Raw genomic sequence first — 13,690 nt, 5'->3', positions numbered from 1 at the left:
ATCGCCGCGGCGCCGGGTGCGTCGCTCTCGATCGTCGCGCCGACCGCGGATGCGAGTCCGGGCGGCAAAGGCATCAGCGGCGTGACGACGTTCACCTTCGCGGCGGGCGCCTTCAGCGACCCCGACGCGATTTACACGTGGGACTTTGGCGACGGCTCGCCTGCCGGTAACGGATTGACGGCGACGCACACCTACACGCGCGAAGGAACGTTTACCGCCACCGTGCACGTCTCCGGAGCGAAGACCGGGACCGCACGAACCACGGTGCGCGTCGGAAGCCTGACCGGCAGCTGGATTCAGACGAACGCCGGAAGCATCTTCATGCGGTTGGTGATCGCGCAACAGGGCGCGTCGTTGTCGGGGACGTGGTACGTCATGGTGCCGGCGGGAACACCGTTTTCGCCGGTGAACAATGCCGCGTTCTCCGCGACAGCCCTCACCGGCTCGGTGCGCAGCCCGAACCTCGTTGCGATGACACAAGGCGGTGAATGCCAGCGCGTCATCACGCAGGGCAGCGTCGATCCGGAGCTGACGGTGATCAGCGGACCGGCGACCGCGCTCAACACGGCCTGCACCAACATCGGCACGCAAACGTTCGCGCGCGATACGGCACCGCCGATCACGAGCGTCGTCGTGAGCGGCGGCGCGACATCGCTGCTCGCGGGAGCGTCGACGACCTTCACGGCCACGGTCACCGGCGGCTTCAACAAGCAAGTGATCTGGACGACGTCGAACCCCTCCGTCGCCGGCGTGAATGCGACGGGTACCGTGACGGCGAATGGAACCGGGACGGCGACGATCACGGCGATCGCAATCGGTGATCCCACGAAGACCGCGACGGCACAGGTGTCGGTCGGCTCGCCGAAAGTGGTCCGCAGTGTGATCGTGACGCCATCGAGCACGTCGATTCAAGTCGGCGGAACGACTGCCTTCTCGGCCGTCGTCGACGCCGACACGGGGGTCGATCGGTCGGTGAAATGGTCGTCGTCGAATGCGGGCGTCGCGACGGTGAGCGGCACCGGCGTGGTGACGGGAGTCGCGGCAGGCACGGCGACGATCACGGCGACGTCGGTGGCGGATGCGTCGAAGAGCGGGTCCGGGACGGTCACTGTCATCGCCGCGGCGGTCAAGAGCATCGTGATCAAACAAGGCCCGGACATTCCGCTCGGGATGAAGGTGAGCGGCGACGTCACCAAGAATCTCACGGCGACTTTGGTGTTCGACCCCGGGGCCGATACCACTCTCGTGTGGTCGACGGCGAATTCGTCGATCGCCACGGTGACCTCGACCGGCGCGCTCACGGGACGCGGATTCGGAACGACGACCGTGACGGCGCAGTCGGCGTCGACGCCGACGGTGTCGGCAACGTCGAGCGTGTTCGTGTGCGGATTTCCGACGATCGTCTCGATCAACAATGCGGTAACGGGTATCCCGACGAATCTCGGCGCAGTCAGGGATTCGATCGACGTCGTGATCGGTGGGGCGGCCGTCACGCAGCCCGGCGTGCGATCGGCGAATGTGACGATTCAGGCTGCAGCCGGTTCCCCGTTGACACAGAGTCCGTTCATCGCGGCCGGGTCCACGAGTCAGGTAACGTCGCGCATCAACACGCGAACGCTTCCGAACGGCACCTACCTCTTGTCGGCGTCCATCTGGGACTTTGTGCCGGGTTCGTCAGCAGTGGCTACCGCCGGCTGTGCCTCGACGCCCGTGAACATCACCATCAACAATCCATAACGAAGCGAGCATGAGCGCGCACCGGCGCACGGCCATCACGAGGAGCGCGACATTCTGCGTCGCGCTCCTCGCCGCCTGTATCGACCACGGCGATCCCACGAGCCCCATCGCGCGATCGTCGCGCTTCACGATCGTCGCGAACTTCGCCCGCGTCGCCGCCGAGACGCGTTCGGTGGCATTCAAGATCTCGTATGAGCGTGACTCGTCGGCCGCCGTCCTCCTCGACAGTGCGCTGATCTCGGTGCCGGCAGGTCAGACCGGTCCCGCGACGCTCGATCATAGTTTCACGATCGATCTCGCGCCGTGCCTCGCCGATCCGCATCACTCGGGCGGGGCGCACTGCACGCTCGACGTCGCGACGACGCTGCTCGACGCCTCGGGCACCGTCATCGACCGGCAGACACTGACCGCGATCGCGGCGACGCCGGGCAGCAGCGTCACGACGACGCCCGTATCGCTCTTCGCGCCACGACAACCCCTGTCGGTGAACGACATCAACGCGTGCGCCATTCGCCTCGGCGTCACGTACTGCTGGGGCGGCAACTCGAACGGGCAACTTGGCGACGGCACCACGCAGACACGCACGGCGCCGGTCCCCGTGGCCGGCGGTGTGCGGTTCATCTCACTCGCCGGGGGATTCGAGGCAACGTGCGGGCTGAGCGTCGACAGCACCGCGGCCTGTTGGGGACTCAACTTCGTCGGCGAGATCGGCAATGGATCGTCGGCTCGCGCAAACGTCGCGACGCCGACACCTGTCGCCGGGGGCCTCCACTTCAAGTCGATCGTTGCCGCGCCGGAATTGTTCTGCGCGCTGACCGGCAGCGGCGCCGCCTACTGTTGGGGCGCGGGGTTCGAGGGCGGGCTTGGCGACGGGGATACGACGAATCGTGCGACGCCTACGCCGGTGAGCGGCGGCCAGCAGTTCGTCGCGATCGGCGCCGGCCAAGCGCATGCCTGCGGCATCACGAGCGCCGGCGCCGCGTTCTGCTGGGGCGACAACGTCAATGGCGACGTCGGCGACGGAACGACGATCCAACGCAACACGCCCGTCGCCGTCACCGGCGGCAAGGCGTTCGTCTCGATCACGGGCGGCAACGCGCACACGTGCGCGCTCACGAACGCGGGCGAAGCGTACTGCTGGGGACTCAACGACAGCGGCGAGCTCGGCGACGGCACGACGACGCAGCGACTCGTGCCGACGCTCGTCTCGGGCGGACACACCTTCACGCAGATTCAGGCCGCGCACAACGGCAACGGCGAAGGTACGACGTGTGCGCTCGACACGAGCGGCGTGCTCTATTGCTGGGGCAGCAACGTGCGTGCACAGCTCGGTGACGGCACACTCACGAATCACAGCGTGCCCACGCCCGTTGCGGGCGGCCAGCGATTCACGTTCTTTGATATCGACAACGAGGGCGGATGCGGGCTGGCCGTCGGCGGAACACCCTTCTGTTGGGGGCAAAACGCGCTGGTCGCTCCATCGAACACGGTGCGCGCGAACCCGACGCCAGTCGCGGGACAGTTCATCAACCTCAGCGCGGGGACCGGCGACACGTGCGGGATTCGTGTCGGCGGCACCGCCGCGTGCTGGGGAACGAACGGCTCCGGCGCACTTGGCGACAACACACTGCTGCCGCATTCGGCGCCGCAGAACGTCGCCGTCAGCGCGACGTTCTCGAGCATCGCGACGTCAGCGTCGGAAAGTTGCGCTGTCGCGACGGACGGCAGCGTGGATTGCTGGGGCGCCATGACCGCGGCGCTCGGCATTGGTACCCTGACGTCGGCGCTCACGTCGCCGCCGACGAAGGTTGCCAGCAGCGCGAAGTTCAGGAGCGTGTCAGTCAACGGCGGCGGCTCGAGCCTTGGCCCGGACGCGTGCGGCGTCACGACGACCGGCGGCATCCTTTGCTGGGGATCGAATCGCTTCGGCCAGGTCGGCGATGGGACGACGACGAGCCGCACCACGCCCACGCCGATCGCGAGCACCGATACGTTCACGACCGTCTCGGTGCGGGCCGGTGGCGCCTGCGCGGTCACCGGGAGCGGCAAGGCGCTGTGCTGGGGTACGAACAACACCGGCCAGCTCGGCAATCGCTCGACGTCCTCGGGAGTCACGCCGTCGCCGTCGCTGGTGGCGGGTGGGATTCTGTGGGAAACCGTCTCAGCCGGCCAGGTACACACGTGCGGGCTCACGACCAGCGGAACGGCGGCCTGCTGGGGACAGAATACCTTCGGTCAGCTTGGCAACGGCGCCACGAGTACGACGTCAGTCACGTCACCGTCCGTCGTGGCCGGCGTGATCGCGTTCAGCAAGATTTCGGTCGGCGACTCGCACACGTGCGCTGTTTCGCTGACCGGCACGGTGTACTGCTGGGGATCGAATGCGCTCGGCGAGCTTGGAGACGGGACGACCACCGATCGCTCGTCGCCAACGCCCATTGCGAGCACCGCCGTCTTCGTCGACGTGAGCGCGGGATCCGGGCACACGTGCGCGTGGACCGCATCGGACGCCGCATTTTGCTGGGGAACGAATCTGAACGGGCAGATTGGCGACGGGACGAGCGGATCGTCGCTGGTGCCCGTACCCGTCGCGCTGCCGTGACGATTCTCTAATTACTCGACCACTTCGACCACCACCGGCCCGTTCGCCCGCGTCATGCACGCCAGGCGGCACGGACCGGCCTCGAGCCCGCGCCGCTTCAGCGTCTTGATCTCCTTCTCGGTGACGGGCGTGAGATGCTCCGCGCCCGAGACGACGCGAATCGCGTCGCAGCCGCACATGCCGGCCCAGCACTCGTAGTCGATTTGCACGTCGTTGGCATCGGCCCACTCGAGGAGCGTCTTCGACGGATCGATCGGCCCCGACTTGTTCTGTCCCGCGAACGAAATCTGCGGTCCGGCGGCGGCCGCGTGCGGCTCGACAATCGCCGGCGGCACTTGCGCAACGTCGGCCGCCGTGGCGGTCGATGGGCCTCCGCCCGCCGGCGCGGAGCTCTTCTTCTCGTGCAGATCCTCGCGCAACTGCACGGACAGGTGCTGCATCCCGACGCGAATGATGTCGCCCTGCTCGAGCTTGCGCCGGTTCTCGACCTTCACGTACGTGCCGTTGCGGCTGTTGAAGTCGTTCACGGTGATGCCGTCAGCATCGACGACGAACGACAGGTGATGCCGCGACAGCGTGGGATCGTTGTCGTCGAGCACGACGTCCGGTTGATGGCTTCCGCCCGACCGGCCGAACACGGTCGTTCCCGTCAGCGGATATTGTCCGACCTGCACGCCGCCGGCATCGAAGTGCTCGACCTGCGGCGGCTCGCCGCGTGACGGCTGCGTGACGAAGAGAATCTGCCGCCCCGCGCGAATGAGATCGCCGTCGCGCACGGTCATCGGATGTTCGGGTCGTACGCGTAAATAGGTGCCGGCGCGGCTGCCGTCGTCCCGCAGGAAATAGTCGTCGTCGACGCGCGAGATCGATGCATGCGCCGCCGACATCGTGACGTCGTTCGCGAACGTGATGTCGCAGTCGACGCGGCCGATCGTCGTCGCGCCTTCCGGTTTGAGCCGAAACTCCTCGGCCTCGATGCCCGCGGGCGTCACCAGCACCAAACGTCCCGCCGTGTCCGCGGGCGTCGCGTCGGCCGGCGAGCGCGCCTCCGTCTCCGGCGATAGCGGCACCCCGTTGAGACCCAAGCTGACACTGCTCGCGCGCGGATCCTTCGGCGCGGCGTTCGACGGCGCGTCGCCGACTTCCACCTGCACGACCGATTTGCCGTCGAGGCGCTGGCGAATCACTTCGGCCACGAACACACCGTCGCGCAGCGAGGTCTTGATGTTGCCGCGATGCTTCACCTGGCGAAACGTCTCGGGCGGCGCGGCGAAATCGTCGGTCTCGAGATACGACTGGCTCAGGAGGTCGCCGATGAGATACATGTTCGGCTGCTGCGTCTCGAGCAGCGGCGTCACGGCCATCATCTTCTTGCCCTGCGCGCCCACGGCGACCATCGAGATGCCGAGCGTGCTCAGGAGCTTTTCCGGAATGTCTTCGCCGATGCACGCGATGCACTGCCCTTTAGAGAATTCTAGATGCACCGTTTCCGCCGGCCGATCGTTCGCGGTCTTGCGGTCGATCCGCACCGAGATCACCTCTTCGCGATCGGGACCAACCACCACCGACACGGGCTCGCTGTCCGGCAAACTGCGAATGTTGCCGTTGCCGATGTACGCCTCGAAGAACTGCTCGGCCAGCGCCTTCGAGACGCGCGGCATGCGCGTGCCCCGAAACGACCAGTACACGCCGCACGAATCACCGGCCGCGATCTTCGCGGCCGAAATACCCAGCACCGCCTCGGCGGCCGAGGTGCCGCCGCCGACGACGAGGACCGGGCTTCCGCAGTAGTTGGCGGGATCGTCGAGGCGATAGCGAATGCCCTCGGTGTTCCCCGACAGATCGAGCCGGCGCGGTACGCCGCGTCCGATTGCCAGCACGACGTGTCGCGCGCGATACACCTGCGCCGCGCCCGCCTTGTGATCCCACGTGGTGATCTTCCACGCGTCATCTTCCCGCTCGGCGCTCTGGAGCTCGAGGCCCGTGCGCGCGGGAATCTGGAATTCGTCGTACAATCCTTTCCAGCGCGCGCACATGTCGTCCTTGTCGATCGGCTCGAATTGCAGCGCGCTGACGCATTTGTCGCCGGCGGGGAACGCCATGCGATCGCCGCCGCCGAAATCCGGAAGGATCAACTTGTCCTTGGGATAATCGCGAATGCGCTTGAGGATGTCGTCGAAGTCGATCAGCAGCGCGCGCAGACCCAGCTCGCGCGCGCGAAACGCGGCCGAGGTGCCGGCGGGTCCGCCGCCGACGATGAGCATGTCGAGCACGTCGGTCTGCGCGAGCGACATGCGATGCGCCGTCGACTCGGGCGCGCTGGTGGAAGAGGCAGAGCTCATCGTTGACGGAGCGTGAGCTCCACGTTGGGGCCGAGGTAGAACGAGGTGCCCGGAACAAGGACCGCGTTGGTGATGCGCGCACCGTTCAGGTACGTTCCGTTCATGCCGTTGAGATCCATCAGCTCGACGAGATCGTTGGACACGCGAACCATCGCGTGCTTGCGCGAGAGCCACTTGTTCGGGTCCGCGAGCTGGATGTCGCACTCGCTGCTGCGGCCAATGATGTTCTCGCCGTGTTTGAGCGGGTACGTTAGAGTTTCCTGATCGGGCACCTTGACGACGACCTCGTAGGCGACCGCGGGCTTGGGCGGCTCGAACACGCGCGTTCCGATGTCGTCGTCGCCGGTGCTGTGCGTTGCCGGCGGTTCGTTCGCCGGCGGGCGCGGCGCCGGTTTGCGGACGAGCGGCGGCAGCGCGCCCAGGTTCGCGTCGACCATGGTGCCGCCCGGCGGATCGTCCGACACCTGCTTCGAGCGCGGCGCCGTGATGATGCGCTCGGGAGGTTGCTGACCTGGCGCTTGTGCGGCGGGCGTGTTGGGCCGGCGCTTGAGCTCGGGCACGCCCCCCCACGCGGATTCGACCATCGTCTCGAGCGGGGCTTCGACCGTCGGTTCGCGACGCTGCGACGGCGGGGGCGAGCTCGCGGGTGCGCTCGCGGGTGAGCTGGCGGGTGCTTGTGGCCGCGCCGCGGGCGGCGTGACGCTGTACACGAGCTCCGTTCCATCGGGCAGCGCTATCAGATGCCGCCGATCGAGCACGACAGCGCCATGCGCCGGATTGCCGTCGACACGAACGGCGCCGGCCGTGGTGCTCTCGAGCGTGTACCGTCCGTCGCGATGGGAAATCCGCGCGAACGATTCCGCCACCCGCTGCGATCCACTCACGACCTGCACGCGCCCGCGCTCGTCGCGACCGATGAGCGCGTCACGCCCGATCTCGAATCTCGTGCCGGCCAGGTCGCCGCTCTTGCACACGAGCAGCGCTCGCGCGTCGTCTACCGCGTCAGGCTCGCCCAATGCTCTCGGTCCGGATGAAAGAGGTGACAGGTTGTGCACGTTGCCGGCGCCGCCTTGCTCGTATGACAGGATTGGCACTTTTCGATCGTCGGCAAATTCACAATTTGCGCATTGTCCTGGCTCGGCGCCGGCTTGTCGTCGGTGCCAAGGTACTGCCGGAACGGTATCACATTGTGGCAGTCGAGACACTTGGCGTGCAGCACGTGCGCGCGGTGATCGAACTCCGCGCGCACCATCGTCCGCAAATCCGTCTTCACACGGCGAATCGTCGCCTTCTGTACCGTGTGACAGAGCTGGCACGGTTTGGTGAGCGAATCGATCACCGGCGCATACGCGCGTTCATCGGCACCCGATCGATCGCCGTTCGTCACCGCGAACTTCGTTTCGTCGAGCGGGGCATACGGCTCGTCGATGCGCTGTTGAATCAGCTTGAGAACCTGCGTCAGCGACGACACCTCGTTCTGCACATCAGGCGACTGGTTGCCGCGCAGCGATTCGATCTGCTTCTGTAGCGTGCCCGTCGCTTCTTCGTAGAGCGTGCGTGCCTGCTCGGGCGGAAGCTCCGCCGTGGTGTTGATGAGATCCGCGAGCTCGGCGCCAGGATACAGCTGATGCCGAATTTGCTGGAGGTTGTAGAGCACCCACGGGTCGGCGTGATAGACGATCCGCTTCTTCACCGCCCCACCCTGCTCGCTGAACTCGTCGGCGTTCCAATACTCGGCCCACTGCGTGCCCGGCGACGCACTCTTGCGAATCTCGGCAAGCGTCGCGACGCCGGGCCGACCGCCGCTCTTCAACGGCATGTACGGCGTCGACTCGGTCTCGCCCAAATGACATCGGTCGCACGCCTTGGCGTACGACAGCGGCTGGAACGTACGGCCGTCCGGTTTCGGCGTGTGACACGAGAGACACGCGTTCTCGGCGTTCGACAGCTTCTGCTCCTTCATCACCTCGCGCACGTGCAGTATGTGCTGAAACGTGAGGTTCGACGGATTCGGAATCTTCTTCCGCGCGAACTCGAACTCCGGATGCCCGCTGTGGAACGAGCGCATGTCGTGACAGCCGACGCATTTGTTGTCGGCCACGTTCTGCAGAGTGTTCTGACGGCCCTGATGCTCGCGATGACACGTACCGCACGTCATCTCCTGACTGTGCGGCGACGAGCGATCGACGTCGGCCGAGCGATATTGATAGTGCTTGGCGAATCCGTAGACCTGGCGTTCGCCGGCTGACTTCTGATGGCAGCTCTGGCAGTTGGCGTTCGGCGCGCCGTGCGCCGCCGTGTGGCACGACGAGCAGTTCTTCGCGAACAACGCGTGCCTCGCCGAGAGCGGGCCGGCGATGAACGACGCGCGGCCGATGAAGGCGTCGGCGAGAAAGACGAGCGCAAGCGCGAGCGCGGCGATACCCCCGTACTTGAACAAGCGCGCGCGATTCGGCATCGCGAGGTACTTCGCCGCGACGGCGAATCGCTCGCGCGTGAAAAAGCCCTTGTCGAACCGCCGGTTGTTTGGGGGAATCTCAGCCACGGTGCGATCCGATCAGAAGTACACGACGAAGAAGATGTGCAGCACGACGAGTCCGACGAGCGCGATCGCAACGGGCAAATGAATCGTCAGCCAACCGCGCAACACGCGCTGCAGCGTGTAGTGCGCGTCGACCTCGCGTTTGGAGTTTTGGATTTGACACAACGAATCGAGGACAGCCGCATCTCCCGGCGATAGCGTGCGCCGCAACAGATCGACGCCGCCGGTCGAGCGGCCGCGCGCGCCCGCGAACAGGGATGCCGCGGACATGCGCGGCGCGGCGAGCTCGCTCGCCATCTGTTGGCTGTAATAGCTCTGGATGCGCGGTTCCGCGCGCGCCACGACCTCTTCGGCCCGCCCGCGAAGCTCGTTGACGAATTCGGGAATGCGCTCGTAGTTGACCTCGAACGACGAGGCGGGCGTCAACACCTTGGGCACGAGCCATTGGAGAAACCAGCCGAGCGTGCCGGTGACGACCACCCAGATGCTCGCGGCCCAGAGGATGAATCCAAATCCCGAGCGCGGCAGGTGAAAGCTCATGTGGAGGATGAGCAGCGCGAGGAACAGCAGCCCGCCCCAGACATGGACGCGGTAGTACGTTCGTGCGGGACCGAGCTTGCGCACCTGTGGCCGCGACCGTCGCGCCGAATACGCCATCACCGCCGCCATGGAGATCGCGGCGCCAATGCCGAAGACGAGGACGGGCAGCGGTGTCGTCACGCCGGCACCAGCGGCAACTGCCGGCGGCGCTTGGTCTGAATCAGCACGTCGAACTCTTCGGCGCCGGCGACGCGAATCGCGGCGCCGTGCGGACAGCTCGATACACACGCGGGACCTTCCGGCGCCTCGCGACAGAGATCGCATTTGCTCGCGACGCTGCGCGGCTGTCCGCGCAAATGGCGCGGCATCGCATCCGGTCCCCACGTGACACCAAGGTCGTGAATGACGATCGAGTCGTACTGGCAATTCTCGGCGCACGAGCCGCAGCCGATACAGACCGCTGGGTCGATCGCCACTGTGTCGCCGATGTTGGTGCGGCTGATCGCGCCCGTCGGGCAGCCCACGAGGCACGTTGGGTCCTGGCAGTGATAGCACGACCGCGCAATGAGAAAACCCTCATGGACCTCGCCTTCGCGCACGAAGCGCGGCGTGCCGCCGTGCGTACTCGCGCAGCCGCGCACGCAGTCGTCGCACCGCGTGCACGTCTCGAGATCGATCACGAGCACGCTGTTCGCTTGTGTGAGCCCTTTCGCGAGACTGAAGTCGAGCAGGTCGGCGCGGTCCAGGTGCGCGCGCCGCGACGCTATTTCCTTGATGCGCTCGCCGGCGATCGCCCACAGGCGCTTCTCCAGCTCCGGCGCGCGCTTGAGCACGCGCAGGAAGTCTTCGCGCGGAATGCGCACGAGCTCGGAGTAGCCGACCGACGTCGCCGTCACTTCCCACGTCGCCATCTCGTCGACGAGCAGCTCGGACTCGCCGACGGTCGAGCCCTTACTCACGTAGGAGACCGCGATCTCGCCGGTGCCAATCGCCTGCGACATGCGCAGCGAGCCCGATCGCACGAGAATGAGGTGCTCGACCGGCGATCCCTCGCGCGCGACGACGTCGCCTGGCTGGCACGATACCAGCTCGACGTGCGCGGCGAGCGCGTCGATCAGCTCGGGCGCAAGACCTTGGAGGACCGGTGTACTGCGCAGATGCTGTCGCAGCGTCCGCTCGCGATAGACCTGATCCATGCGCTGTTTGAGCGCCTTCGACTTGCGCTTGAGTTTTCGCAACGCGGGCAGGCGAATCTGAAGCAGCGTACAACGGGTTGCGGTGTGTGCCGTGACGGCTTGTGGCCAACCGTTCATCGCACCGATCTCGCCGAACACGTCGCCCGCACCAATCCGCAGCGACTCGCCGGGGGCGAGATTGAAATCTTCCGTCGCAAGCGGGACGCTGCGCGTGGCGAAGATCGGGCGGTGCGCGTCACCTACCTGGAGCTCGAGATCGACGGTGCCGTCCAACACATAGAACGCAACGTCGAGATACGTCCCCGCTTTGAACAGCGTCGCTTGCGGCTCCCAGGTCGCGATCGCGAGATCGGGACTGATATCGCGCAGAAAATCGTCGTCGAACTCGCGCAGCAGATCGATTTGCCGCAGCTGGTCGGGGCGCCGCAAGCTCGAGAGCTCGGCGAGTCCAGGGCGCGCGGTGAGCGACGACCAGCGGTCGTCGAATTGGCGCGCCATCATCACGATCGTTTCAGACATACATCATCGCCATCAGTTGCGGCCCGCGATCGCGGCCTGAATTCGTTCGATGCGTTTCTTCACGAGAAGCAGCAGATCTTCGGTGGTCATGTGAGCCGTCGGCGGCAGCGGCGGCAGATCGAGTGTGACCGGCGTGCTGCGGGTGCTGGGGGGAATGCGCGAGGGGAGGGTGGGGGCCTGTTTGGGCGTATGGGCGTATGGGCGTATGGGCGTATGGGCGTCGGCGGTGGGCGACGGGGTGTCGGCGGCGGACGGCGAAACTTCGGCCGGCGAACGCGCCGAGATAGATGCCGGCACGGGGGGCGGAGTCGGCGCCGCAGCAACCGCCACTTTCGGAATTGGCCGGCTTTGCACCGCCGCCGCAAACGCCGCCGTCAGCGCCGCCGCCGGCACATCCTGATACGCCGCGCCACCATGCTCGGCACGGAATTGATCGGCCTTCGCATCGGGCCAATGCTTGATCTTCTCGTTGGCTTTAGCAAAGTCATAATTCGCGCCGGTCGTATGCCCCGCCGCGATCAGGCGCTCGTCCGTGATGCGATGGCAGCCTGAACACGTCTGCGCCCGATCGGCCGCCTGTTTCAGGTTCCTCATGCCGGGCTGCGGGTTGTTGCCCTTCTGGTGCGAATCTTTCCACCCGCTCGCGGCCCCGTGACAACTCTCGCAACTCACACCGGTCTCGATCTGCACTTTCCGGCCTTCGTCGACCGTCGCATGGCAGCTCATGCACATGTTGTCGGGGCGAGCCATGCCGGCGGCGCCTATACCATATGTGTCGGCGATGCGGCGCGCCTTCGGATCCTCACCGAGCAAATGCTTCGACGCGCTCTCGCTGTGCGGGTCGCGATTCCACCAGCCCATCGCCTTGCCGTGGCAGCGCGCGCAGGCGTCGACGCCCAAATATCCGCTGCGGCCGCTGGCGTTGAACCACTCAGGACGATTGCGAATGCGACCGGGAAGCTCGACGTGCGCGGGCGGCGCGGCCGCCGGCGCGGGAGCCGATGCCGGCGCCGTCGACGCAGCGGTTGTGCGTTGCGGCGTCGCGCCTTTCGATCCACGCGCCGTCGCCGGGACGCCGGCACCCGTTGCGGGAGCACTCGCCGCAGGCGGCGTCGCCGCAACGGGCGCCTGTTCCACTGGCGCCGCGACAGGATGCCCCGAGATCACCGGGTCGAGCGCCGCCAACGTCGATCCATTCGTGCCCGACGCGAATCGCTGCCCGATCTCGCGAATCTGATCCGCCGCATGCTCCAGCTCCGCGCGATTGTTCGGCACCAGCTTCACCTTTCGCGCGATCATCATCACGCTGTCAACGGCCGGCAGGTGCTGCGCCGCGTTCATCGTTTGCAAATCGGTGAACGCGCGCTTCGCGCGGACGTTCATCGCATCGGAATAGGTGCTGTCCACCGTCGCCGTCGACATGCCGCGCAGCGCGTACTCGTACGCCAGCATGCGGCCGATCACGAACAGCACGCGCTTCTGCTCCGGCGTGTTCGGGCGATTCACCACCGGCCCGCCGGGATTTAGAAAATTGTGACGAATGGAGTCGATCATCGACACGAGATCGAACGACCGCGTGCCCGACGAGTGGCCGGCCTTGTTGACGACGATCTCCATCGGAACAGTGTGGCACTCGAAACAGTTCGCCGCTACGGCATAAATGTCCGTGGACGGGCGCAGCATCCCGCCGGCGCGGCTCGCCGCGACGCGCTGCTCGTGCTGCACCGGGCTTTCCTGCGTCCGGTCACGCACGCCGGGCGCGAACTTGTTGTGAACGTTGATCCAGTCGCGCGCCGCGCCATGACACGATTCGCACGACACGCCGGCGATCGCCGTGCGATCCGGTCCCACCGTGTAGTGGCAACGCATGCAGATCGCGTCCTGCCGCTTGGTGGTGCGCAGCCCCAATGCCTGCATGTACTGCTTGGCCGACGCCATTCGAGTGAGTGAGTCGTACATCTGCGCATGACGCGTATCCTTCCACACCTGCCATTCATTGCGGTGACAGTCGGCGCAGGGTTTCTGCCCCGACGCGTCGGTGATCACGACCTTGTCCGGATCGATGCGCAGGAACGGCGAGCTCTTGTAGCTCGGGCCGGGCTGCTGACCAAACAGCGAGACCGCGGCGATGACCAACCCCGAGGCGGCGCAGGTAGCAGCCCATCCGGCGAGCCGGCCAACCCTCACTGGCTCCTCACTGGCTCACCACCGC

General features: G+C 66.4%; 8 protein-coding genes. 2 read left to right on the top strand and 6 right to left on the bottom strand.

From position 1 onward, the window contains the following. Together VN706_17215 and VN706_17210 are read left to right on the top strand one after the other, a co-directional pair. On the top strand, positions 1-1,737 hold a 1,737-nt coding region (locus tag VN706_17215; GenBank protein ID HXT17383.1), incomplete at its 5' end, for an Ig-like domain-containing protein. Positions 1,738-1,747: 10 nt separating this feature from the next. Beyond that, a complete protein-coding gene (locus VN706_17210) occupies positions 1,748-4,339 on the top strand; it encodes a hypothetical protein (GenBank protein ID HXT17382.1) in 2,592 nt (863 codons plus the stop codon). An 11-nt stretch (positions 4,340-4,350) separates the two neighbouring features. Here the strand turns inward: VN706_17210 and VN706_17205 are convergent, their stop codons facing one another. From VN706_17205 to VN706_17180, 6 genes are read right to left on the bottom strand one after another with little or no spacing between them, the layout of a single operon-like run. After that, complete coding sequence (locus VN706_17205) at positions 4,351-6,681, bottom strand: FHA domain-containing protein (protein ID HXT17381.1); 2,331 nt, start codon at positions 6,679-6,681, stop codon at positions 4,351-4,353. Next, entirely contained in the window at positions 6,678-7,697 is a 1,020-nt protein-coding gene (locus tag VN706_17200; protein ID HXT17380.1) for an FHA domain-containing protein, read from the bottom strand. The genes VN706_17205 and VN706_17200 overlap by 4 nt, the downstream gene beginning before the upstream one ends. Beyond that, positions 7,676-9,226, bottom strand: a complete 1,551-nt coding sequence (locus tag VN706_17195) for a cytochrome c3 family protein (protein HXT17379.1) — start codon at positions 9,224-9,226, stop codon at positions 7,676-7,678. Before VN706_17195 ends, VN706_17200 begins: the two co-directional genes overlap by 22 nt. Before the next feature lie 12 nt (positions 9,227-9,238). Beyond that, positions 9,239-9,943 carry a hypothetical protein gene (locus VN706_17190; protein HXT17378.1) on the bottom strand — a complete coding sequence of 235 codons (705 nt, stop codon included), beginning with the start codon at positions 9,941-9,943 and terminating at the stop codon, positions 9,239-9,241. Continuing rightward, positions 9,940-11,478, bottom strand: a complete 1,539-nt coding sequence (locus VN706_17185) for a cyclic nucleotide-binding domain-containing protein (GenBank protein HXT17377.1) — start codon at positions 11,476-11,478, stop codon at positions 9,940-9,942. Before VN706_17185 ends, VN706_17190 begins: the two co-directional genes overlap by 4 nt. 12 nt (positions 11,479-11,490) lie before the next feature. Continuing rightward, complete coding sequence (locus VN706_17180; protein HXT17376.1) at positions 11,491-13,665, bottom strand: multiheme c-type cytochrome; 2,175 nt, start codon at positions 13,663-13,665, stop codon at positions 11,491-11,493. Positions 13,666-13,690: the final 25 nt, after the last annotated feature.

It is taken from the genome of Gemmatimonadaceae bacterium, from assembly GCA_035606695.1.
Taxonomy (GTDB): Bacteria; Gemmatimonadota; Gemmatimonadetes; order Gemmatimonadales; family Gemmatimonadaceae; genus JAQBQB01.
The sequence above is the reverse complement of the archived record's forward strand: the minus strand, read 5'-3'. Positions and strand labels throughout refer to the sequence as shown.

Bases quoted from the DNA above. Each gene is read 5' to 3' on its own strand.
- VN706_17210 (HXT17382.1), top strand. From the start codon at position 1,748: ATGAGCGCGCACCGGCGCACGGCCATCACGAGGAGCGCGACATTCTGC.
- VN706_17205 (HXT17381.1), bottom strand. From the start codon at position 6,681: ATGAGCTCTGCCTCTTCCACCAGCGCGCCCGAGTCGACGGCGCATCGC.
- VN706_17185 (HXT17377.1), bottom strand. From the start codon at position 11,478: ATGTCTGAAACGATCGTGATGATGGCGCGCCAATTCGACGACCGCTGG.